The organism is Bacillus sp. AK128 (assembly GCF_053903075.1).
The window spans coordinates 810,145-833,873 of sequence record NZ_CP096379.1 but is presented as its reverse complement, the minus strand read 5'-3'; the positions used below and the strand labels follow the sequence as shown (position 1 = coordinate 833,873).

The following is a 23,729-nucleotide window of genomic DNA, read 5'->3' as shown; positions in this document are numbered from 1 at the left end:
CTGGCACACTTTGGTACCTAAAAATTGCTCCCGAGAAGATGAAAAGAAATACAATAAAAAACCCTTCAAGAATGAAGTGTTTGAAAGTAAAAACTTACCAAACACCACACAATCATGAAGGGTTGATATCTTACTTTCTAACTTTTCGTAACTTGCTCGATAGTACCTCAACTATAACATAGGTAAAATTTTACGTCAATAAAATATATAGCACCTATTCAATGTATAAATCATCATTTTTATTAAAAATACATAGGGCCTGACCGATGACCAGCTAAGAATAGGAAAACCAGAATTCGCATATTTTTATCTCTAAATAGCTAAAGAATTTTTACCTTATTTAAGTTCCAAATCTGGTCAGCATACTCCTGTATGGTTCGATCACTCGAAAAATACCCTGACTTAGCAATATTAATCACACTTTTTTCCAGCCAAGCATTTTTATCCTCATACACCTGACTTAGCCTAGCCTGTGAATCACAATAGGATGAAAAGTCCTTTAATACAAAATACTCATCATTTTGCATTAACAGAGAATCATAAATTACTTCAAAGTCAGAGCCTGTATTTGGAAAGAACCCATTCATTAATTGCTCTAGAATCGTTTGAATATGCTTATTGTGATGGTAATAGTCTAATGAACGATAGCCCCCATTTTGGTAATAATTAAGGACTTCTTCAGGCGTTAATCCAAAAGTAAAGATGTTTTCAGCACCGACTTCTTCACGAATTTCAATATTTGCTCCATCCAGGGTACCCATTGTTAAAGCACCATTCATCATAAATTTCATATTTCCTGTTCCTGATGCTTCTTTACTTGCAGTTGAAATTTGTTCGCTCACATCTGTTGCTGGAATTATTTCTTCTGCTAAAGAAACGCGATAATTTTCTAAGAAGATTACCTTTAAATAAGGACTGACTCTCGGATCATGATTTACCTTATCAGCGACTGAATTTAGAAGCTTAATCACCTTTTTCGCATAATAATAGCCTGGAGAAGCTTTAGCACCAAAGATAAATGTCCGAGGATAGATCTGAAGGCTAGGGTCCTCCTTTAGACGATTATAAAGATACATAATATGAAACACATTCAGAAGCTGTCTTTTATAAGCATGTAGTCTTTTTACCTGAACATCAAAAATAGAATGCTCATCTACTACTACGCCTGTTTGCTCCTTTATTCTCCGGGCGAGAATCTGCTTCCTTATTTGCTTTACTTTTGCTAACTCCTCTTGAAAGCTTTTATCATTTGCATAGATCCCAAGCTCTGATAATTCACTAGGCTTATCAATCCACTTCTCTCCTATTGCTTTCTTAATAAGCTTAGTTAGCTCAGGATTTGCTTTTATAAGCCATCTTCGATGTGTAATCCCATTCGTTTTATTATTAAAACGGGTTGGATAGATCTCATAAAAGTCTTTCATTTCTCGGTGCTTTAAGATCTCAGAATGAATCTTAGCAACTCCATTGGTAGAGTGTGTACCCACAATGGCTAAATGTGCCATTTTCACCAAATCATTCGAGATAATTGCCATCCTCTCAATTCTGTCCCACTCACCAGGGTATAACGCCCAAAGATCCCTACAAAATCTTTCATTAATCTCTTCAACAATCATATAAATCCGTGGTAGTAATGGTCTAAAGATATGAACCGGCCATTTCTCAAGAGCCTCCGATAAGGTTGTATGATTCGTATAAGAGATGGTTTGAGTCGTAATGGACCATGCTTCATCCCATCCCAAACCTTCATCATCAATTAATATACGCATCATCTCTGGAATAGCCAGTACAGGATGGGTATCATTAATATGAATAGCTACATACTGATGGAGCTCTAACAAGGTGTTGTGCTGTTTCCGGTACGAGCTGAAGATACTCTTTAAACTTGCTGCAACAAGGAAATATTGCTGCTTTAAGCGTAGGATCTTCCCCTCATCATTTGTATCATCGGGATATAGAAATTCCGAAACTGCTTCCGTATCACGTTTATATTTCAACACATCAGCATGAACCGGATATGGAGCTGGTTCGGCACTCCATAGCCTTAGCATATTAACCGTATTCGTTTTATAACCGATTACAGGCATGTCGTACGGTACAGCAGATATCGTCTCAGCACCTACATGTCTAAAGCGGAGCTTGCCGCTTTCTGTATATGACTCCACCATCCCCCAAAAATTAACGGGAACAGCCTTATCAGCTCTCTTAACCTCCCATACATTACCATGCTTAAGCCATTGTTCAGGGAGCTCCACCTGATAACCATCTACAATCTTTTGGTCAAATAACCCGTGCTTATAACGAATACCAAATCCGTGGCCAGGGAGATTTAAGGTTGCCAGTGAATCTAAAAAGCAGGCGGCTAATCTGCCTAACCCACCATTTCCTAACCCTGCATCAATTTCGCATTCTTCAATTGCACTTAATTTAATTCCTAATTCATCAAGAGCTTCATCACATAAATCTCGTACTCCTAGATTTAATAAGTTATTCCCTAGTAATCTACCAAGCAAAAATTCTATAGATAAATAAAATACTTGCTTATCCTTATTCATTCGATACTTTTCATTTGTATCAATCCATCTTGAACTAATCGTTTCTCTCACTAATTGCCCAAGTGCATGATATTGCTCAGTAACAGTCGTATCTTCAAAGCGTTTACCATACATCATTTCAAGCTTCTGTAAGTATGCCTGCTTAAACTGTTCTTTACTTGAGAACATGCCGTTCACTCCTAACGGGGATGCACAATTTAGAGTAAAGCTGATTGTATATAAACGCTGATTGACTCCAGCTAAAGTCCTCGCTCATTGCTTGACTTACAATAGTAGACCAATGCTCCTTGGTTTGATAAAAACCGAGAGCTCTTTTAATCGTAAAAAGCATGTCATGAGCATTAAAATGGGAAAAACTAAATCCATTACCAACCCTAGTGCTTTCATTATAAGGTTTAACCGTGTCATTTAATCCACCAGTTTCTCTTACGATTGGGACAGTACCGTATTTCATGGCAATCATCTGTCCTAATCCACATGGTTCGAATTTGGAAGGCATCAAAAACAAATCTCCTCCTGCATAAGCCATGTGAGCGAGCTTTTCATCAAATCCAATATAAGCTCTTACCTTATCAGGATATGTGTATGACATCTCCTGGAAAAAATGCTCAAAAGAGTCTTCTCCAGTACCAAGGACGATAAACTGTATATCTTCATTCAAAAGCTCATGAAAAATATGAGTGACCAACTCTAATCCCTTTTGCTTTGTTAATCGACTAATTAACACAATCATGGGGATAGAAGGGTCCTCTCGTAATTGAAAATGCTGTTGTAATGCCCGTTTATTTTGAGCTTTAACCTCAATTGATTGAAGACTGTACATGGCTTGAATAAACGAATCATCCTCAGGATTATAAAATGTATCATCAATCCCATTTAAGATACCAATTAATTGTTCATCCTTTTCTCGAAGTAAGCCATCTAGTCCTTCGCCAAAATAAGGCGTCTTAATTTCTTCACAATAAGTAGGACTAACCGTTGTCACAAAATCGGCACTACTAATACCTGACTTCATAAAATTCACGAGTCCATGGTACTCCAAATAATCCTTTTTAAAGTATCGTTCATCCACATTTAATAACTCATGTAGAATTTCCTTGGGAAATAGCCCTTGAAAATGCAAGTTGTGTATAGTAAATACTGATTTAATGGGCTTATATACAGGTAGATGATGATAATATTCTTTTAATAGAAAAGGAATGATCCCAGTATGCCAATCATGACAATGCAAAATTGTAGATGAATGGTCCAAATAGGGAATAGCCTCCAGAACTGCTTTACTAAAAAAGGTAAAGCGTTCACCATCATCATAATAACCATACAAGGAATCCCTCTTAAAATAGTACTCATTATCAATAAAATAATAGGTAATTCCGTTCTCTACTAGCTTCTTAAGACCTGCATATTGCCTTCGCCAACCGACCTCAACATCAAAACTATCCATGTATTCCATCTGATTCTTATGCTCTTGAGAAATCGTTCCATATAAAGGCATGATAACAGAAACAGTTGAACCAAGATTTTTTAGTTCACTTGGAAGAGAACCCGCAACATCAGCTAATCCCCCCGTTTTAGCAAAGGGGAGGCACTCAGAAACAGCAAATAATATGTTCATGAATTCATCAACTCTCCCTGTACAGTACCTTTTTCTAAAACAAAAGGAGATTGACTACTACCTATTAATTGAACGTTTGGGCCTATCCTAACATCTTTGTCACAGATTACATGATCCAATCGGCAATCTTCAAAGATTTGACTTTTTTGCATCACGATACTATTCTTCACTATCGTACCTTTTCCAATGGTAACACCACGGAAAATAATACTATTTTCTACATAACCTTGTATCGTACACCCGTTGGCAATAAATGAATTTTTAACCGTTCCACCTTCTACATACCTTGTCGGCGGCTCATCCTTTACCTTTGTGTAGATTGGCCGTTCACTTGTGAACAACTGTTTCCATACTTCTGGCCTTAATAGCTCTAAGCTATGATAATGGTAAGCTTCAATGGATTGAATATGAGCAACATATCCGGTAAAGTCATAGTGTTGTATATAGTACATACTCTGGTTATCCTTGATCACATCCGATAGATAGGTATAACCAGATTTTTTATACTTACAGAATAATTCTAGTAAAAAATCCTTTTTTAACACGTACATATTTAAAAAGCGACCATTCTTCCGAACACATGTAATATCTGCTCCTGTTTCTTTATGACGTTTGAGTACGTCACGTAAGTCAATATTAGCGACCACCTGACAGTTTGCAACGACAACATACTCTTGGGAGCTTCTTAAGAAATAATCCATATTGGCCTCCATATGGGGGAAAGAACCAAAGCTCATTTCACACTCATTGTCATGCTCTGTTGGAGGAAAAAAGAATAACCCATCTTTCTTTCGGTTTAAATCCCAATGCTTTCCTGAACCTATATGGTCCATTAGTGACCGATATTGGTGCTTGGGAAATATTGCAACACTACGGATTCCCGAATTCACCATATTAGATAAAGCAAAATCAATCAGACGATATCTCCCGCCAAATGGAATGACAGAGAGCGATCGTTTAACAGTTAGTGAAGATAAGGAATCACTCACAGTTGAAGCATCAATCAACCCCATCATTGTATCTTTCATAACACGTTCCTCCTAGATATATTAATCAGCCTTACAAGCAGCAATCATCTCTTCAGAAACTAAAATGACATCTTCTGAATCATTAACACAACGTATCTCTGAATCACTTTCAATTTTCATCCCTGAAGGAACAATCGCTCGTTCTATATAAACGTTTTCCCCTATAATAGCATCAGGCATAATAACGGAATCTTTCACAGTTGAGCCTTTTCCAATATGTACACCTTGAAATAAAACTGAATGTTGTACATGTCCTTCAATGACACATCCTTCATTAATTAATGATTGCTGAATAACCGCATCTGGTGATATATATTGAGGTGGTTGGTTGGGATTTACTGAATAAATTCTCCATGATTGATCATATAGATCTAACTCTGATTGATCATTTAATAAATCCATATTGGCTTCCCATAGACTTTTAACCGTCCCAACATCTTTCCAGTAGCCTTTAAATGGGTAAGCAAATAGTTTTTTCTGATTTCTAAGTAAAAGAGGAATCACATCTTTTCCAAAATCATGGCTGGATTGAGGATTGGAATCATCTAATTCAAGAAATTCTTTTAAAACGGAATAAGAGAAAATATAAATTCCCATCGAGGCTAAATTACTTTTAGGAGAGATTGGTTTTTCTTCAAATTCTAGAATATCCATATGCTCACTTGTGTTCATGATCCCAAAACGACTTGCTTCATCCCACTCCACTTCCTTAACCGAAATAGTCACATCTGCACCTTTCTCAATGTGATAGGAGAGCATCTCAGCATAATCCATCTTATAAATATGGTCTCCGGATAAAATGAGTACATAATTAGGATCATACTGACTAATGTAATTCATGTTTTGATATATAGCACTTGCTGTTCCTGTATACCATCTCATACTATCTGATTCCACATATGGTGGTAATACCGTAACGCCTCCATGCTTCCTGTCTAAATCCCATGTACTACCAATACCAATATAAGAATTTAAGACGAGAGGTTGATACTGAGTTAAAATACCAACTGTATCAATTCCTGAATTTGTACAATTACTAAGCGAAAAATCAATGATTCGATACTTCCCACCAAATGGAACAGCGGGTTTTGCTAAGCTTTCTGTAAGAGAATGTAGCCGACTCCCTTTTCCTCCAGCTAGTAGCATAGCTACACAATTTCGTTGAACCATAATCATAGATCTCCTCTCACCCAAAAATAAATAGTAATTATATTAAATATGCTAAGAGAGATGCTTAGATGACAAAAATTTAGTAGATATAATGACCTAAAATTAAAATGAAAGTAATAGCATCATTCCTTAAATATTCAATTAATTCTGGCTTTTTCCTTGCTAAAATGAAAAGGAGTCTAATCTTTCGTATGACAGAATAAGACATAGTTTAGCAAATAAAAAGATATACTATAAAATTTTGGTGAATGATAGAGAGTAGATGTATAGATAGATCATAAATGATGAATAATAGAGTTAGTAGTTTAGGTAGATACGAGGTAAAGAATTAGTTCACGTGAGTGGAATGTATTAGAAGAGTGTATAGGAACCGATTTATCTTCATGATGAGTAAGAGTTCAATAAAGAAGACAAAATAAAAAAACACTGCATAGTGCAGTGCTTTTTGTGATGACCCATACGGGATTCGAACCCGTGTTACCGCCGTGAAAGGGCGGTGTCTTAACCGCTTGACCAATGGGCCGATATAATATATAAGACTGGCGGAGAAGGAGGGATTTGAACCCTCGCGCCGCGTTAACGACCTACACCCTTAGCAGGGGCGCCTCTTCAGCCACTTGAGTACTTCCCCAAAATATGGCTCCACCAGTAGGATTCGAACCTACGACCCTTCGGTTAACAGCCGAATGCTCTACCGCTGAGCTATGGTGGAATAATATAAAAATAAAGATGAGATACTTTATAAAACATTATAAGGTGAGTTATTTTCGCTAGTGCGAAAAAACTATGGTGGGCCTAAATGGACTCGAACCATCGACCTCACGCTTATCAGGCGTGCGCTCTAACCAACTGAGCTATAGGCCCAAATGAGTAATAACTTGTTGGAGCGGGTGATGAGAATCGAACTCACGACATCAGCTTGGAAGGCTGAGGTTTTACCATTAAACTACACCCGCAATATGGCTGGGCTAGCTGGATTCGAACCAACGCATGACGGAGTCAAAGTCCGTTGCCTTACCGCTTGGCTATAGCCCAAAAAATAAAATTAATAAAATATGGGGCGACCGAAGGGAATCGAACCCTCGAATGTCGGAACCACAATCCGATGCGTTAACCACTTCGCCACGATCGCCATAAAATTATATGATGTTATTTTAATAAAACTATGGTGGAGGGGGACGGATTCGAACCGCCGAACCCGGAGGGAGCGGATTTACAGTCCGCCGCGTTTAGCCACTTCGCTACCCCTCCACTATTACAAACATTTTTCTCTCGAAAAAAACTGGTGCCGGCTATAGGATTTGAACCCACGACCTACTGATTACAAGTCAGTTGCTCTACCAACTGAGCTAAGCCGGCATTTTATAAAGTATTTCTAACTCTTGCTCTTATAGTACATGTCGTCCCAATCTCAGGAAGCTAACTCAAGCAGCAACTCGATTGGTACGCTGAAGTATCTCTTAGAAGATTATTCCGACGTGCTCTACCAACTGAGCTAAGCCGGCATACGATACTTACAACAAAAAAAAACAAAAATGGTGGCTCGGGACGGAATCGAACCGCCGACACAAGGATTTTCAGTCCTTTGCTCTACCGACTGAGCTACCGAGCCATCTGTTTAGTTTTAGTTAAAATAATGGCGGTCCCGACGGGAATCGAACCCGCGATCTCCTGCGTGACAGGCAGGCATGTTAACCGCTACACCACGGGACCATTTGGTTGCGGGGGCAGGATTTGAACCTACGACCTTCGGGTTATGAGCCCGACGAGCTACCAGACTGCTCCACCCCGCGATAATATAAATAATTCAATTTTACTAAATGCACTTCATGTCTACTATTACGACCATCCCAATTTTACAAGATGATGGTTCAAGAAGAAAATTGGTATGCTGATGTGGAATCGATGAAGATTATTCAACGTGCTCCACCCGGCGATAATATAAATGTTTCACTTTTATAAATCACTTTTATATCCAGATAAAAATATGGCGGAGGAAGAGGGATTCGAACCCCCGCGCGGTTTGACCCGCCTGTCGGTTTTCAAGACCGATCCCTTCAGCCGGACTTGGGTATTCCTCCGTGTGTTTACAATGGTGGACCTTGTAGGACTCGAACCTACGACCGGACGGTTATGAGCCGTCTGCTCTAACCAGCTGAGCTAAAGGTCCAATTATACTTTTAAATGGTAATAGCGGCGGAGGGAGTCGAACCCACGACCTCACGGGTATGAACCGTACGCTCTAGCCAGCTGAGCTACACCGCCATATTAAAAAGTATTATTGAATGTTTTGCTATTGCAAAAAATTTGGTGGAGCCTAGCGGGATCGAACCGCTGACCTCCTGCGTGCAAGGCAGGCGCTCTCCCAGCTGAGCTAAGGCCCCATAGTCTAATCTTTAATGGTCGGGAAGACAGGATTTGAACCTGCGACCCCCTGGTCCCAAACCAGGTGCTCTACCAAGCTGAGCCACTTCCCGTTCATGAATATGGCGCGCCCGAGAGGAGTCGAACCCCTAACCTTTTGATCCGTAGTCAAACGCTCTATCCAATTGAGCTACGGGCGCTAAAATAGTTTTTTCAAAAAAAACTATGGTGCCGAGGACCGGAATCGAACCGGTACGGTAGTCACCTACCGCAGGATTTTAAGTCCTGTGCGTCTGCCAGTTCCGCCACCCCGGCAATACATGAACTCTTGGAGCGGAAGACGGGATTCGAACCCGCGACCCCCACCTTGGCAAGGTGGTGTTCTACCACTGAACTACTTCCGCAACAATGTATTGCAATAGATTATTTAATTGAATTTGGTGCGGATGAAGGGAGTCGAACCCCCACGCCGTAAGGCGCTAGATCCTAAGTCTAGTGCGTCTGCCAATTCCGCCACATCCGCGCACAAAATGGTGAGCCATGAAGGACTCGAACCTTCGACCCTCTGATTAAAAGTCAGATGCTCTACCGACTGAGCTAATGGCTCTAATTAAGTGGTGCCGGCTATAGGATTTGAACCCACGACCTACTGATTACAAGTCAGTTGCTCTACCAACTGAGCTAAGCCGGCGTATAAAGTTTTATTGTTAGAACATTTTATTTATTAAATATTTTCACTAACGTGAAAAATCTATGGTGGAGGATGACGGGATCGAACCGCCGACCCCCTGCTTGTAAGGCAGGTGCTCTCCCAGCTGAGCTAATCCTCCAAATTTGATACAGCCTGGCAACGTCCTACTCTCACAGGGGCAATGCCCCAACTACCATCGGCGCTGAAGAGCTTAACTTCCGTGTTCGGAATGGGAACGGGTGTGGCCTCTTCGCCATAATTACCAGACTATATTTTGATCACTAGAAACATTAGCGACCTTTTTAATTATACTCATTTTATGAGAAATTACAAGAGGAAATTTTTGTTCCCTCAAAACTAGATAATATCGTATGCAAGAATGTCATTTAAATATGGTTAAGTCCTCGACCTATTAGTATCTGTCAGCTCCACGTGTCGCCACGCTTCCACCTCAGACCTATCAACCTGATCGTCTTTCAGGGGTCTTACTTCAAAGAATGGGAAATCTCATCTTGAGGGGGGCTTCATGCTTAGATGCTTTCAGCACTTATCCCGTCCACACATAGCTACCCAGCGATGCCCTTGGCAGAACAACTGGTACACCAGCGGTGTGTCCATCCCGGTCCTCTCGTACTAAGGACAGCTCCTCTCAAATTTCCTACGCCCACGACGGATAGGGACCGAACTGTCTCACGACGTTCTGAACCCAGCTCGCGTACCGCTTTAATGGGCGAACAGCCCAACCCTTGGGACCGACTACAGCCCCAGGATGCGATGAGCCGACATCGAGGTGCCAAACCTCCCCGTCGATGTGGACTCTTGGGGGAGATAAGCCTGTTATCCCCGGGGTAGCTTTTATCCGTTGAGCGATGGCCCTTCCATGCGGAACCACCGGATCACTAAGCCCGACTTTCGTCCCTGCTCGACTTGTAGGTCTCGCAGTCAAGCTCCCTTGTGCCTTTACACTCTACGAATGATTTCCAACCATTCTGAGGGAACCTTTGGGCGCCTCCGTTACATTTTAGGAGGCGACCGCCCCAGTCAAACTGCCCACCTGACACTGTCTCCCAGCTCGATCAGAGCTGTGGGTTAGAATTTCAATACAGCCAGGGTAGTATCCCACCGACGCCTCCACCGAAGCTGGCGCTCCGGCTTCTCAGGCTCCTACCTATCCTGTACAAGCTGTACCAAAATTCAATATCAGGCTACAGTAAAGCTCCACGGGGTCTTTCCGTCCTGTCGCGGGTAACCTGCATCTTCACAGGTACTATAATTTCACCGAGTCTCTCGTTGAGACAGTGCCCAAATCGTTACACCTTTCGTGCGGGTCAGAACTTACCTGACAAGGAATTTCGCTACCTTAGGACCGTTATAGTTACGGCCGCCGTTTACTGGGGCTTCAATTCAAAGCTTCGCTTGCGCTAACCTCTCCTCTTAACCTTCCAGCACCGGGCAGGTGTCAGCCCCTATACTTCGCCTTGCGGCTTCGCAGAGACCTGTGTTTTTGCTAAACAGTCGCTTGGGCCTTTTCACTGCGGCTCTCTCGGGCTTTCACCCTACCAGAGCACCCCTTCTCCCGAAGTTACGGGGTCATTTTGCCGAGTTCCTTAACGAGAGTTCTCTCGATCACCTTAGGATTCTCTCCTCGCCTACCTGTGTCGGTTTGCGGTACAGGCACCTCTCACCTCGCTAGAGGCTTTTCTTGGCAGTGTGGAATCAAGAACTTCGGTACTATATTTCCCTCGCCATCACAGCTCAGCCTTATGGTAAGCGGATTTGCCTACTTACCAGCCTAACTGCTTGGACGCGCACTTCCAATCGCGCGATTCTCTATCCTCCTGCGTCCCCCCATTGCTCAAACGGTGAGGAGGTGGTACAGGAATATCAACCTGTTGTCCATCGCCTACGCCTTTCGGCCTCGGCTTAGGTCCTGACTAACCCTGAGCGGACGAGCCTTCCTCAGGAAACCTTAGGCATTCGGTGGACAAGATTCTCACTTGTCTTTCGCTACTCATACCGGCATTCTCACTTCTAAGCGCTCCACCAGTCCTTACGGTCTAGCTTCAACGCCCTTAGAACGCTCTCCTACCAATGTCGTTAGACATTCCACAGCTTCGGTGATACGTTTAGCCCCGGTACATTTTCGGCGCAGAGTCACTCGACCAGTGAGCTATTACGCACTCTTTAAATGGTGGCTGCTTCTAAGCCAACATCCTGGTTGTCTGGGCAACTCCACATCCTTTTCCACTTAACGTATACTTTGGGACCTTAGCTGGTGGTCTGGGCTGTTTCCCTTTCGACTACGGATCTTATCACTCGCAGTCTGACTCCCGAGTATAAGTCTTTGGCATTCGGAGTTTGACTGAATTCGGTAACCCGATGAGGGCCCCTAGTCCAATCAGTGCTCTACCTCCAAGACTCTCAAACTCGAGGCTAGCCCTAAAGCTATTTCGGAGAGAACCAGCTATCTCCAGGTTCGATTGGAATTTCTCCGCTACCCACACCTCATCCCCGCACTTTTCAACGTGCGTGGGTTCGGGCCTCCATTCAGTGTTACCTGAACTTCACCCTGGACATGGGTAGATCACCTGGTTTCGGGTCTACGACCACGTACTCAATCGCCCTATTCAGACTCGCTTTCGCTGCGGCTCCGTCTTCTCAACTTAACCTTGCACGGGATCGTAACTCGCCGGTTCATTCTACAAAAGGCACGCCATCACCCGTTAACGGGCTCTGACTACTTGTAGGCACACGGTTTCAGGATCTGTTTCACTCCCCTTCCGGGGTGCTTTTCACCTTTCCCTCACGGTACTGGTTCACTATCGGTCACTAGGGAGTATTTAGCCTTGGGAGATGGTCCTCCCTGCTTCCGACGGGATTTCTCGTGTCCCGCCGTACTCAGGATCCACTCAGGAGGGAACGAAGTTTCAGCTACAGGGCTGTTACCTTCTATGGCTGGCCTTTCCAGACCGCTTCACTTACCTCGTTCCTTTGTAACTCCATGTTGAGTGTCCTACAACCCCAAGAGGCAAGCCTCTTGGTTTGGGCTTCTTCCGTTTCGCTCGCCGCTACTCAGGAAATCGCGAATTGCTTTCTCTTCCTCCGGGTACTAAGATGTTTCAGTTCCCCGGGTCTGCCATCATCACCCTATGTATTCAGGTGAAGATACTACCCCATTACGAGCAGTGGGTTTCCCCATTCGGAAATCTCCGGATCAAAGCTTACTTACAGCTCCCCGAAGCATATCGTTGTTAGTCACGTCCTTCATCGGCTCCTAGTGCCAAGGCATCCACCGTGCGCCCTTAACAACTTAACCGTTGTTAAAGATCATTCGATCAATTTCTTGACTTTCTTACATACGAATTATTATCTAGTTTTCAAAGAACAAAAGGATGGTTATTTTGCTTTCGCAAAAAACCTGAGAGATGATTCTCTCAAAACTAAACAAAACGTTCAAGCGCTATTTTATGGAAACGAAAGTTTCCACTTATCCTTAGAAAGGAGGTGATCCAGCCGCACCTTCCGATACGGCTACCTTGTTACGACTTCACCCCAATCATCTGTCCCACCTTCGGCGGCTGGCCCCCTAAGGTTACCTCACCGACTTCGGGTGTTACAAACTCTCGTGGTGTGACGGGCGGTGTGTACAAGGCCCGGGAACGTATTCACCGCGGCATGCTGATCCGCGATTACTAGCGATTCCGGCTTCATGCAGGCGAGTTGCAGCCTGCAATCCGAACTGAGAATGGTTTTATGGGATTTGCTCAACCTCGCGGTTTTGCTGCCCTTTGTACCATCCATTGTAGCACGTGTGTAGCCCAGGTCATAAGGGGCATGATGATTTGACGTCATCCCCACCTTCCTCCGGTTTGTCACCGGCAGTCACCTTAGAGTGCCCAACTGAATGCTGGCAACTAAGATCAAGGGTTGCGCTCGTTGCGGGACTTAACCCAACATCTCACGACACGAGCTGACGACAACCATGCACCACCTGTCACCTTTGTCCCCGAAGGGAAATTCCTATCTCTAGGAAGGTCAAAGGGATGTCAAGACCTGGTAAGGTTCTTCGCGTTGCTTCGAATTAAACCACATGCTCCACCGCTTGTGCGGGCCCCCGTCAATTCCTTTGAGTTTCAGTCTTGCGACCGTACTCCCCAGGCGGAGTGCTTAATGCGTTAACTTCAGCACTAAAGGGCGGAAACCCTCTAACACTTAGCACTCATCGTTTACGGCGTGGACTACCAGGGTATCTAATCCTGTTTGCTCCCCACGCTTTCGCGCCTCAGCGTCAGTTACAGACCAGAAAGTCGCCTTCGCCACTGGTGTTCCTCCACATCTCTACGCATTTCACCGCTACACGTGGAATTCCACTTTCCTCTTCTGTACTCAAGTCCCCCAGTTTCCAATGACCCTCCACGGTTGAGCCGTGGGCTTTCACATCAGACTTAAAGGACCGCCTGCGCGCGCTTTACGCCCAATAATTCCGGACAACGCTTGCCACCTACGTATTACCGCGGCTGCTGGCACGTAGTTAGCCGTGGCTTTCTGGTTAGGTACCGTCAAGGTACCGCCCTATTCGAACGGTACTTGTTCTTCCCTAACAACAGAGCTTTACGACCCGAAGGCCTTCATCGCTCACGCGGCGTTGCTCCGTCAGACTTTCGTCCATTGCGGAAGATTCCCTACTGCTGCCTCCCGTAGGAGTCTGGGCCGTGTCTCAGTCCCAGTGTGGCCGATCACCCTCTCAGGTCGGCTACGCATCGTCGCCTTGGTGAGCCGTTACCTCACCAACTAGCTAATGCGCCGCGGGCCCATCTGTAAGTGATAGCCGAAGCCATCTTTTATTCAGTCACCAGGAGGTGTCTGAAATTATCCGGTATTAGCTCCGGTTTCCCGAAGTTATCCCAGTCTTACAGGCAGGTTGCCCACGTGTTACTCACCCGTCCGCCGCTAATCTCCGAAGAGATTCGCTCGACTTGCATGTATTAGGCACGCCGCCAGCGTTCGTCCTGAGCCAGGATCAAACTCTCCAATAAAGTGTTTGATTGCTCATTACACCGGCAATCTACCGAGTTACTTCACGTTAGCGAAAATAACTAATAGTAGATTTAATAATTTATTACTTTGCGTTGGTTATAAAACCAACACGCTTGACGTTTTGTTTAGTTTTCAAAGAACTCACCATCGCCCAAAAGCGACTTTATTAATTTAACACATCACCCAACTTCAAGTCAACACTTTTTTAAAAGTTTTTTTAAAAACTTTTTTTGTGTTGTCACACTCGATTTAGCGGCGACAAAAAATAATATACCATGTCCCTCATATTAATTTCAAGTCTTTTTTTTAAAATATTTTCTAATCACTTTTCAACTATTAAAGGTCATATGCAATTTTTATAATAGTAACAAAGTCAACTCATTGTTTTAGAGCTTTTTTAATGGGACAATTAATTAATAAACATTTATAATAGAAAAGTTGTAATAATAATGAAAAGCAATATATAGGAGGTTTCAATCTTGAGAAACAAAAGAATAGTATTCCTAGTAGAAGTTTCAATATTTTCTGCACTAGCGTATCTTCTTGATTTTTTAGCATTTAAAATATGGGCACAAGGAGGATCCGTTTCTTTATCGATGCTCCCAGTGTTCTTTATTGCATTTAGATGGGGGATTAAGGGCGGTTTACTTACAGGACTTTTATATGGTGGTCTTCAACTACTTACAACCACCTATATATATAGTATCCCTCAAGCGTTTATGGACTATATTGTCGCATTTGTAGTTTTGGGGTTAGCTGGTTTAGTATCAGGGCGTATAAAAGATGCATTACATTCAGGAAACAAAGGTAGGATTAATACATATATTTTACTTGGGGCATTTATAGGAAGCTTTCTAAGATTTATTGCTCACTTTATAGGAGGAATCGTTTTCTTTGCTGATTACGCTCCAGAAGGGACACCTGTTGTCCTTTACTCGCTTTTATATAATGGCTCATATATGCTACCTGCATTTATACTTTGTTCTATAGTATTAATCCTTATGGTTTCATCATCTAAAAGACTTCTTCAGACAAATTAATAAAGGATATAAGTACCTATTCATTTTTGAAAGGTACTTTTATTTTGCTCTAATAGATTCTTCCGATAGACGAATGCTAGTGATAAACAAGATTTACTCTATAAAAAAATAATAGTTTTGCTAAAAACATTGTACATAATTGTAAATACTCTATCATATCTTTTACTAGAGGAATTTATATTAGGGGGATCTATATGATATTTTTTGCGACAATGATTTTATCTTTTATCATGTCAGTCTTCTTATTTTTAATAGGATACTGGGAAGCAATTAAAATCAGTAATGAAGAAGGGAATGTCAGAGGCGAAACCGTCATTTTTTGTTTAGTAATGGGGTTTGTATTCGCTATATTCGCTAGTACCTTTTCAACAACAATTGCCTAGTGGAAAACCACTAGGCAATTTTATTTTCAACAAGTATAACCTCTTTCTTCTTCCAGACAAGGAACAACATGATTCCAAGTATTACTACAGCCCCACCTATTAACTGATGGACCAAGATTAATTCATTTAAAATATAATAGGCTAATATGGAGGCGCCGATTGGTTCAAATAGGATCGTCACTGAAATAAGAGAAGTGCTCACCCACCTTAAAGCATAATTGAACATCGTGTGACCTAATAAAGTTGGGAATATAGCTAATAGGATAAAATAAATCCATTGTTCAGATGAATACGGAAGTAATGGTGCCCCGCTTAGTATTACATAAATAAATAGCGTAATTGCACTAACAAGGTAAACAATAAATGTATAGGTAACCAAGGACATTCTACTTCTGGCATCTTGACCAAATAAAAAGTAAACGGTAACTAATAAGCAGGCAATTAACGCTAAAATATCTCCCCATAAGGCAAGACCACTTATTCTAAAGTCACCCCAGCTGATAATTACACTTCCGATTACCGCCAATACTGCACTAAGGATAGAGCGAAAGGTAAACTTCTCCTTAAAGAATAAATAGGTTCCTAAAAATGCGAATATAGGCTGCAAGGTTACCAGTACGACAGAGCTCGCTACTGAAGTGAAGCGTAATGACTCAAACCAGAGGACAAAATGGAGGGCAAGAAAAACACCCGCTATAATAGAAGAAGTCCAATCCCTTTTAGTGATGGTTTTAAGTTCCTGCACATGCTTATAAAAAAAAAGCGGTGCCATGATTAACACAGAAAAAAAGATTCGATAAAAAGCCGTAATGGAAGATGGTGCATCTGCCACTTTCACCAAGATTGCCGAGCTAGAAACAGTAATAATCCCTAACACCAATGCCAAATAAGCCTTTGTTAAATTTGTGCCCATCACACTTCTCCCTATATTTTCAAAATTTTAAATTTATTATATATGACCGTTTTCAAAAAGGATATGAAAATAAATGGCTATATAAAAAAAATTTCTTAACATTATTCCACTTAAACTTTACGAGATGGGCTGTCCTTGTTTGGAATAATAAATAAAGAAAATCTACCTGAGAAAGAAGCTTAAGAATTTGTAGAACAACAAAAAGACACTTCGGTCATCCAAAGTGTCTTCTTACGGTTTTGAAATAAAATATCGTAAGTAATCAAACTTTTCAGTTGGAATACTTGAAATAACTTCTCCACTTTCGTCTTTAATCACTTCAAATTCCTGATAGGTCTCCACCACATGCCCATCAATGACTTCCTTTTTTATTAACTGCATTTCAAGTATGGCTATCAACTCATTATTCACTTCCGCTTCTTCACCCTCTACTTCTGCCATAGCTGGAACCAAGGTATCAAAGTCAACTCTATGACCACTTAAGGACAATGGGGTATCAAGAAGGGCAACAATCCCTAAAATCAGCACGATTACTAATAATTTTTTCACCGTATCCCTCCGTTCATGCTAGTATAAGTTTATGATTGTCCTAATAGACGATATGACTATTTTTACAATAAAAAAACGAAGTCTTAGGGTGACTTCGTTACTTCTCGTAGGCTATACTCTTTATCGGAACGAACTGGTTCATAATTCCTAAGGTAATCATATCTTTATCTGATAAGAGGTTGGTATGATAAACAGTGAAGAAGAAAAAATCCTTCTCAGTAGTAGATGTTGCAATAATTGGTTTCGCCACATAGTCCACTCCAATATTCACCAATATACCCTTTTCTTCAGTTAAACGATCTGCTACCCATGAGACGTATCTATCCTGACCAGGGTTTAGAATCACTAATAACAAGATTAAAATCCCTAGAATACTTCCTATATAATATCTCTTTTTCAAAATGGAACCTCCTAAAATACTTTGGTAGTCTCCATCTTATCCAAATGATATACATAATAAACACTTAAACTTTTGGTTATGACCATTTTGTTTTTCTATTAATATTTTTTCTATTGAATTCGGAGTATTTTATAGTATAATATCGCTATAATGTGATTTCTTATCTCGGGGCATTAGCTCAGCTGGGAGAGCGCTACGCTGGCAGCGTAGAGGTCAGCGGTTCGATCCCGCTATGCTCCATAAAAGAAGAACCCTTGCGTAGCAAGGGTTCTTTATCATTTATCAGAATTTTGGTGTAAGTGTGTATGAAATCTAAATAAAGAATTTATTAACAGTAAGTTAATTATTCACATAAAAAAATTTTCAGCTAATATCTTACCCATCAACTCTTGTTTAATACTAACTACAGAAAGTAAACTCCATATACGTTTTAAGTCCCTTCACAGAAAAAAATAAAGAATACAAATTTCATTTAGCTGCTCATGGATTGATTTGGCAAGTTCACAGACGCTCCACTTGTGGTCAACATAACTCACAAGCAAATGAGTATTTGGAGTTAAACCCAAAACTAATTTGCTATAGTTAGGAACCTACTCCAATAATATCTACCCCTGTATTCTAAGGTTTATAATTCTCTATTCCCTTTCTTTTGAATTACTTATCTAAACAAAAGCTGAAACTTTTTTAAAATTCGATCGTAAATATTTAATAATAATTATAAAAGTAAATATTTAATAATAATTATAAAAATAAAGGAAGGTGATTGATTATAGAAGCATCATTTATCGAGACAAGGAAGAAATATGGCTTTGTTATTTCGTTAATCCTTTTTTTAAGTGCACTTCCTATGAGTATAGTATTTGTTTCGTTCATACAAACCACAGTTGTTAAACCTGAATCGGCACTACTACATACTATTTATTCAAAAGCATATCTCTTGTTTTGTATTGGAGTTGCCTTACTCGCAGTAGCTACATTACTAATCACATTATGGAAACCTAACCTTTTTTCAATATTTGGCACCGTCGGGACTGTTGCTATAGCTAGTTATTTGATAACACTCTCGTTTCATTATTATATCTACATCGATGAAAAAGGAGTTCATGTTAATCCAATCTTTACTATTAAAGAGAGTTTTTATCAGTGGGAGGATGTGGAATCTGTTACACAGATTAACCGGGGCGGCCGACCAGAAACGATAGAATTTACTATTAAGAACACCGATAAGGTGGTTAACTATAATATAAAAGGTAGCTGGTTTGGCGTTAGAGAAGAATTCACTAAACTATTGCGTGAAAATGATATCCAACTTCTTGCTGAGAGTCGATCTGATTAAAAAACCTCTAGAATAAATTACCTATAAGAAAATCCACTTAAAAGGGGAATTGCGAATATGCAAACCCCTTTTTTGTATAATAAATACAATCTCCTAATACAACCGTAACTCATTAATGTATTCCGTACCGCTATGACCATATACTGAAAACTTCTCAGGATTTACCCTTCAAGATAACTATTTCCCAAATTCCCTCTCAAATGTTTTATGCATTAGATATCTTTGAAGGCCTCTTGTTTGTTGTATTGCTGTTTCTGCATATTGTTTAGCTTGTGTAATATTGTTAAGCTTTTTTTCGCGTTCAGCTAATAAGCCATTTTTCATCCACTTCGTTGTAATTTTATCAATTACTTCATTTGCTGCTTCTATATCATTTTCTTCTAATAAAATGATCGCTTGGTAATAGAAATGATAGGTAGGTGATTTAATATGCTCAAGTTGGGATTTTACAACAACGAAATCCTTGAAATACAGTGCCTCTCCTACCTTATACGTGGCTTGTCGGGATTTTTGCTTATATTTTTGTAGGAGTTTCGCTGTTATACTTCTTACTTCCTCATCCAACTCATTCGCCATAGCATATACCATATAAAAATGAGGATTTCTTTTATTTTTCAGTAAAAATCTCTCAATTTTATCAATATTCGTTTCCCAAAGTACATTATTAAGCGTCGGTAATAAAACAATGGCTAATACTAAAACCATTACAGTCCCTATGATCCATACATTATCAACTTCAAAATACTGAAGCGTAAAAAAACTTATTAAACTGATGATAAATGTAACACCATACCTCACAAAACCTTCTCCTAACTATGTCTATATTCTGTTTATCTATACTTCTTTCTCTTAATTATATAGTCCAACCAAGTACACATAAACTAAAAATTCTTAAATTCATATATTAATAAGAATGGAAAATTCCTAACACCAGTTACTTCTATTCCTAATTTATCTAAAGAATATAAAACAACAAAATCAATAATCAAGAAATTTTAAAGGAATTAAGCACTAGGACACTGAATATTAACATATCTATTAGTATCCTACTAAAATATAATCAGGAAAGAGTCCTGATTACCTATAAATAATTTTTCATAGAAGGTTCTAGGAAAGGAGATTGCGTTTTATGCACAAATTTGCAAGCCAAAAAAATGGGATATTCCCTTCCGTTTGTTCCCTTGATTGTCCAGATCAATGTGGTTTGCTTGTTCATAAGGAGAACGGAAAAATCGTTAAGATACAAGGAGACCCCAATCATCCAGTAACAAAGGGGAACATCTGTAATAAAGTACGTCATATGACCGAAAGGATTTATGATGAAAATCGATTACAATATCCACTAAGGCGTGTAGGGGAAAAAGGAGGAGGAAAGTTTGAACGAATTAGTTGGGAGGAAGCAATTCAATCAATCACCACCCATTGGAAGGACTTAATTGATACTGATGGCCCTGAAAGTATTCTTCCTTATAGCTTTTATGGAAACATGGGACTTCTTAGCGCGGAGGGTATGGATCGTCGTTTTTTCCACCGACTAGGTGCTTCTTTATTAGACCGTTCCATATGCTCTGTAGCAGGATCAATCGGCTACAAATATACAATGGGAGGAAGCTTTGGAATTGACCCAGAGGATACCATTCATTCCAAACTTATTATTTTTTGGGGAATTAATGCGGTTAGTACAAATATGCACCAGGTGGCACTAGCTCAGAAGGCTCGAAAAAACGGAGCAAAGATTGTGGTAATCGATGTTCATAAAAACCAAACTGGGCAATTTGCTGATTGGTTTATTCCGATTCTTCCTGGTACAGATGCGGCACTAGCACTCGGTATCATGCATATTTTATTTGCGGAAAACCTTGTAAACGATTCCTTTTTAGAAGAATATACAGTTGGATATGAAGAACTTCGTGAACATGTGAATCAATACGATCCGGCTAGGGTTTCTGACATAACAGGTGTTTCAATAAGTGATATATATAAGCTTGCTAGAATGTATGGAGAGACCTCCCCTTCGTTTATTAGAATTGGAAACGGCCCTCAGCATCATGATAATGGAGGTATGTGCATCCGAACGATTGCCTGTCTTCCTGCTTTAACCGGACAATGGCTTTTAAAAGGTGGAGGAGCAATCAAGGGCAACGGTGGATATCTAGCACATAATGCAGAAAAATTGCAACGCTTCGATCTATTAGAAAAGAAAAACACACGAATTATAAATATGAACCAACTAGGAAATGCCCTACTTGACAATCATCCACCAGTAAAGTCTCTTTACGTTTATGGTACAAACCCTGCAGTCGTTGCCCCTGAAGGAAATAAAGTTAGAAGAGGGTTGGAACGTGAGGATCTCTTTGTTGTTGTACATGAATTATTTATGACAGAAACAGCGAAATATGCTGATATTATCCTACCTGCAACTTCAGCATTTGAAAACACAGACATTTATACATCCTATTGGCACCACTATATTCAAATTCAAGAGCCAGTCATAGAACAGTATGGTGAATCAAAATCTAATATTGAAGTTTTTCAATTATTATCGAAGGCTATGGGGTTTCAAGAATCATGCTTATATGAGACGGAAGCAGAAATGATTGCTCAAGCACTTGATCATAAGAAAAACCCCTATATAGACCATATTGATTATAATCACTTAGTTGAAAAGCAATTTGTTAAAGCAGACGTTAAACCACTCTTCCCTGGAAAGCTGTCAACACCTAGTGGAAAAATTGAATTATATTCTAAGCAAATGGAGAAGGATGGATATCCTCCCCTTCCTACTTATAAACCTATTTCGCATGATAACGACCTTCCGTTTTTATTTATATCTGGTCCTAATCATAATTACTTAAATTCCACTTTTTCAAATAACGAGAAGCATATCTCGCTTGAAAAGGAACCCCGTTTACATATCAACATGAGCGATGCAATAAAAAACGGGATTGTTGAAGGAGACTATGTATTAGTAAGTAATTCTAGAGGTGAATGTGTGCTAAAGGTTGCAGTTGGTGAAAATGTTTTACCTGGAGTAGTCGTGACACAAGGGCTTTGGGCGGATCTACCCGGTACGAAGCAATTAGTGAACTCACTTACACCAGATCGTGCAGCTGATATGGGGAATGGTGCTACGTTTTTTTCTTGTCGTGTAGATGTAAGAAAACGATAATTAGAATAGTTTATTAGTACACCTATTACGATAAAGCTAAAAGGATCCAAGCTATTGGATCCTTTTCTACTTCTAACCCGCATGGTGAATGGGGAGAGTGATTTCAACCTTCGTACCCATATCTTTTTCACTTGCAAACTGGATCGTTCCTTGATGCTGCTCAACTATTTTCATACTAACGGTTAACCCTAAGCCTGTCCCTTTTTCCTTTGAGGAATAGAAAGGTTCTCCTATTCTAGTTAAAAAGTCATCGCTAAAACCAATTCCACTGTCCTTAACTATAACGAGAACTTCTTCTTCAGCTTTTTTATCCAAAGAAACAGTTACTTCACTGTTTGCCTTTGAGGCTTCAATGGCATTTTTGACGATATTAATAAATAACTGCTTGAGTTGATGTTCACTACAATCTAAAACAACTTCTTCAGGTGCGTGGTAGTTAATTCTAATATTGCTCATATTTGCTTGAGTTTCTAACAAGGATATTACGTCAGTCATGATATGGTTAATACTATGCTTGGTATAACTAATTTTTTGTGGCTTCGCGAGAATTAATAGCTCTCCTACAATATGATTAATTCGATCAAGCTCATTTAACATAATTTCATAATAGGCTTTATGTTTATCTGTCGTTTTATCCTCAAGAAACATTTGCACAAACCCTTTAAGAGAAGTGAGGGGATTACGTATTTCATGTCCAACACTAGCCGCAAGCTCTCCCACCACTGAAAGTTTTTCAGTTCTTCTTAATTTTTCCTCATTCAGCTTTTGTTCTGTGACATCACGTCCAATAACAACAAGCCCTTTTCTTGCCCCATTCTCATAAAATAAGGGAACCTTAATAGAATCAAATATTTTTTCAGTACCGTCTGGCATCGGCACGATTTCTTCACATCTTGTAGTCGTTCCATTAATCCAAGCTTCCTCATCAGAAGTTTCACAATAAATCAGAGCATCTCGATAAAAAGAAGTATATTCGGCAAGTTCTGAGTCTTTCTTTCCTTTATAATCAACACCTTCAAGTTGAAATAATTTTAATCCAAACTCATTCGCTTCAATCCATCTTCCTTCTCCATCTTTAAAATTCACAAAATCAACCATAGAGTTAATAAGGGTGGAAAGCTGTTCTTTTGCTTCCCTTGTTTCTTTTAACTCTTCTTTTTTAGTTAAGAAATAATAAAGATAAAGACCTACTAAAAGGACATAAATGAACTCCTTGCACATGACAATAATCCTTGTAAGTGCATCAGAAAAGAAACTATTGTCGATTAAATAATTGGTTCCATAAATCCAAATTAAACTAAAAATGATAAATACAATTAACTTATTTGCCTTCTTCATCATGAACTCCTTATTTTTCAATCCTAACAACCTTTTATTGTAAAGTATTTACTACCAAAAAAGTAGGGCTTAAATCCTAAATGGAAATATTTTTAAAATAGGGCTTTCTTTTTAACTTTGTTTTTAAATCCTCCTAGTTAA

The 23,729-nt window shown here is 40.0% G+C and carries 13 protein-coding genes, 25 tRNA genes and 3 rRNA genes; 5 read left to right on the top strand and 36 right to left on the bottom strand.

The window, feature by feature from the left end; translation table 11 throughout:
• Positions 1–320: 320 nt before the first annotated feature.
• From M1D60_RS03905 to M1D60_RS03755, 31 genes are all read right to left on the bottom strand, one after another.
• Positions 321–2,723 carry a glycogen/starch/alpha-glucan phosphorylase gene (locus tag M1D60_RS03905; protein ID WP_456277883.1) on the bottom strand — a complete coding sequence of 801 codons (2,403 nt, stop codon included), beginning with the start codon at positions 2,721–2,723 and terminating at the stop codon, positions 321–323.
• On the bottom strand, positions 2,710–4,170 hold the full coding sequence (gene glgA / locus M1D60_RS03900) for a glycogen synthase GlgA (protein ID WP_456277882.1): 1,461 nt from the start codon (positions 4,168–4,170) through the stop codon (positions 2,710–2,712). Before glgA ends, M1D60_RS03905 begins: the two co-directional genes overlap by 14 nt.
• Positions 4,167–5,198 (bottom strand): GlgC family sugar phosphate nucleotidyltransferase, encoded by a 1,032-nt coding sequence (locus M1D60_RS03895; RefSeq protein WP_456277881.1) that lies wholly within the window; start codon positions 5,196–5,198, stop codon positions 4,167–4,169. Before M1D60_RS03895 ends, glgA begins: the two co-directional genes overlap by 4 nt.
• 21 nt (positions 5,199–5,219) lie before the next feature.
• The gene (locus tag M1D60_RS03890; RefSeq protein ID WP_456277879.1) at positions 5,220–6,368 is read right to left on the bottom strand and encodes a glucose-1-phosphate adenylyltransferase; all 1,149 of its coding nucleotides are present in this window, start codon (positions 6,366–6,368) and stop codon (positions 5,220–5,222) included.
• 451 nt (positions 6,369–6,819) lie between these two features.
• Positions 6,820–6,891, bottom strand: a tRNA-Glu gene (locus M1D60_RS03885).
• A 17-nt stretch (positions 6,892–6,908) separates the two neighbouring features.
• A tRNA-Ser gene (locus tag M1D60_RS03880) sits at positions 6,909–6,999 on the bottom strand.
• 6 nt (positions 7,000–7,005) lie between these two features.
• A tRNA-Asn gene (locus M1D60_RS03875) sits at positions 7,006–7,080 on the bottom strand.
• Positions 7,081–7,155: 75 nt separating this feature from the next.
• Positions 7,156–7,232 (bottom strand) — tRNA-Ile (locus M1D60_RS03870).
• 18 nt (positions 7,233–7,250) lie between these two features.
• Positions 7,251–7,324, bottom strand: a tRNA-Gly gene (locus tag M1D60_RS03865).
• Positions 7,325–7,328: 4 nt separating this feature from the next.
• A tRNA-Gln gene (locus tag M1D60_RS03860) sits at positions 7,329–7,403 on the bottom strand.
• A 21-nt stretch (positions 7,404–7,424) separates the two neighbouring features.
• Positions 7,425–7,500, bottom strand: a tRNA-His gene (locus M1D60_RS03855).
• Positions 7,501–7,534: 34 nt separating this feature from the next.
• Positions 7,535–7,619 (bottom strand) — tRNA-Tyr (locus tag M1D60_RS03850).
• Between the two features lie 32 nt (positions 7,620–7,651).
• Positions 7,652–7,727 (bottom strand) — tRNA-Thr (locus M1D60_RS03845).
• Positions 7,728–7,904: 177 nt separating this feature from the next.
• A tRNA-Phe gene (locus M1D60_RS03840) sits at positions 7,905–7,980 on the bottom strand.
• 25 nt (positions 7,981–8,005) lie between these two features.
• Positions 8,006–8,081, bottom strand: a tRNA-Asp gene (locus M1D60_RS03835).
• Between the two features lie 3 nt (positions 8,082–8,084).
• A tRNA-Met gene (locus M1D60_RS03830) sits at positions 8,085–8,161 on the bottom strand.
• 195 nt (positions 8,162–8,356) lie between these two features.
• A tRNA-Ser gene (locus tag M1D60_RS03825) sits at positions 8,357–8,449 on the bottom strand.
• A 12-nt stretch (positions 8,450–8,461) separates the two neighbouring features.
• Positions 8,462–8,538, bottom strand: a tRNA-Ile gene (locus M1D60_RS03820).
• Between the two features lie 21 nt (positions 8,539–8,559).
• Positions 8,560–8,633: transfer RNA gene (locus tag M1D60_RS03815), tRNA-Met, on the bottom strand.
• Between the two features lie 43 nt (positions 8,634–8,676).
• Positions 8,677–8,752 (bottom strand) — tRNA-Ala (locus M1D60_RS03810).
• Between the two features lie 16 nt (positions 8,753–8,768).
• A tRNA-Pro gene (locus tag M1D60_RS03805) sits at positions 8,769–8,845 on the bottom strand.
• Positions 8,846–8,855: 10 nt separating this feature from the next.
• A tRNA-Arg gene (locus M1D60_RS03800) sits at positions 8,856–8,932 on the bottom strand.
• A 26-nt stretch (positions 8,933–8,958) separates the two neighbouring features.
• A tRNA-Leu gene (locus tag M1D60_RS03795) sits at positions 8,959–9,047 on the bottom strand.
• 14 nt (positions 9,048–9,061) lie between these two features.
• Positions 9,062–9,136 (bottom strand) — tRNA-Gly (locus tag M1D60_RS03790).
• Positions 9,137–9,170: 34 nt separating this feature from the next.
• Positions 9,171–9,255: transfer RNA gene (locus M1D60_RS03785), tRNA-Leu, on the bottom strand.
• A gap of 8 nt (positions 9,256–9,263) precedes the next feature.
• A tRNA-Lys gene (locus M1D60_RS03780) sits at positions 9,264–9,339 on the bottom strand.
• An 8-nt stretch (positions 9,340–9,347) separates the two neighbouring features.
• Positions 9,348–9,423: transfer RNA gene (locus tag M1D60_RS03775), tRNA-Thr, on the bottom strand.
• Positions 9,424–9,486: 63 nt separating this feature from the next.
• A tRNA-Val gene (locus tag M1D60_RS03770) sits at positions 9,487–9,562 on the bottom strand.
• A gap of 12 nt (positions 9,563–9,574) precedes the next feature.
• Positions 9,575–9,690, bottom strand: a 5S ribosomal RNA gene (gene rrf / locus M1D60_RS03765).
• Between the two features lie 125 nt (positions 9,691–9,815).
• A 23S ribosomal RNA gene (locus M1D60_RS03760) occupies positions 9,816–12,739 on the bottom strand.
• 181 nt (positions 12,740–12,920) lie between these two features.
• Positions 12,921–14,459, bottom strand: a 16S ribosomal RNA gene (locus tag M1D60_RS03755).
• The 16S, 23S and 5S rRNA genes sit together here with 24 tRNA genes alongside, the layout of an rRNA operon.
• Positions 14,460–14,939: 480 nt before the next feature.
• On the opposite strand from M1D60_RS03755, the gene thiT reads away from it, so the two are divergent.
• Both thiT and M1D60_RS03745 read left to right on the top strand, forming a co-directional pair.
• The gene (gene thiT / locus M1D60_RS03750; protein ID WP_456277878.1) at positions 14,940–15,500 is read left to right on the top strand and encodes an energy-coupled thiamine transporter ThiT; all 561 of its coding nucleotides are present in this window, start codon (positions 14,940–14,942) and stop codon (positions 15,498–15,500) included.
• A gap of 194 nt (positions 15,501–15,694) precedes the next feature.
• A complete protein-coding gene (locus tag M1D60_RS03745; protein ID WP_456277877.1) occupies positions 15,695–15,883 on the top strand; it encodes a hypothetical protein in 189 nt (62 codons plus the stop codon).
• A gap of 10 nt (positions 15,884–15,893) precedes the next feature.
• Here the strand turns inward: M1D60_RS03745 and M1D60_RS03740 are convergent, their stop codons facing one another.
• The 3 genes from M1D60_RS03740 to M1D60_RS03730 all read right to left on the bottom strand — a co-directional run bounded on the left by M1D60_RS03740 (position 15,894) and on the right by M1D60_RS03730 (position 17,745).
• Positions 15,894–16,796, bottom strand: a complete 903-nt coding sequence (locus M1D60_RS03740; RefSeq protein WP_456277876.1) for a DMT family transporter — start codon at positions 16,794–16,796, stop codon at positions 15,894–15,896.
• 231 nt (positions 16,797–17,027) lie between these two features.
• Positions 17,028–17,345 (bottom strand): hypothetical protein, encoded by a 318-nt coding sequence (locus M1D60_RS03735; RefSeq protein ID WP_456277875.1) that lies wholly within the window; start codon positions 17,343–17,345, stop codon positions 17,028–17,030.
• A gap of 97 nt (positions 17,346–17,442) precedes the next feature.
• Entirely contained in the window at positions 17,443–17,745 is a 303-nt protein-coding gene (locus M1D60_RS03730; protein WP_456277874.1) for a hypothetical protein, read from the bottom strand.
• 167 nt (positions 17,746–17,912) lie between these two features.
• Between M1D60_RS03730 and M1D60_RS03725 the strand changes: the two genes are divergently transcribed.
• Positions 17,913–17,985: transfer RNA gene (locus tag M1D60_RS03725), tRNA-Ala, on the top strand.
• A gap of 523 nt (positions 17,986–18,508) precedes the next feature.
• The gene (locus tag M1D60_RS03720) at positions 18,509–19,081 is read left to right on the top strand and encodes a hypothetical protein (RefSeq protein WP_456277873.1); all 573 of its coding nucleotides are present in this window, start codon (positions 18,509–18,511) and stop codon (positions 19,079–19,081) included.
• A 177-nt stretch (positions 19,082–19,258) separates the two neighbouring features.
• On the opposite strand, the gene M1D60_RS03715 is transcribed toward M1D60_RS03720, so the two are convergent.
• Positions 19,259–19,879: a hypothetical protein gene (locus M1D60_RS03715; protein ID WP_456277872.1), complete on the bottom strand. Its 621-nt coding sequence runs from the start codon at positions 19,877–19,879 to the stop codon at positions 19,259–19,261.
• Between the two features lie 331 nt (positions 19,880–20,210).
• Between M1D60_RS03715 and M1D60_RS03710 the strand changes: the two genes are divergently transcribed.
• On the top strand, positions 20,211–22,250 hold the full coding sequence (locus tag M1D60_RS03710) for a molybdopterin oxidoreductase family protein (protein ID WP_456277871.1): 2,040 nt from the start codon (positions 20,211–20,213) through the stop codon (positions 22,248–22,250).
• 72 nt (positions 22,251–22,322) lie between these two features.
• Here the strand turns inward: M1D60_RS03710 and M1D60_RS03705 are convergent, their stop codons facing one another.
• Positions 22,323–23,591, bottom strand: a complete 1,269-nt coding sequence (locus M1D60_RS03705; protein ID WP_456277870.1) for an ATP-binding protein — start codon at positions 23,589–23,591, stop codon at positions 22,323–22,325.
• Positions 23,592–23,729: the final 138 nt, after the last annotated feature.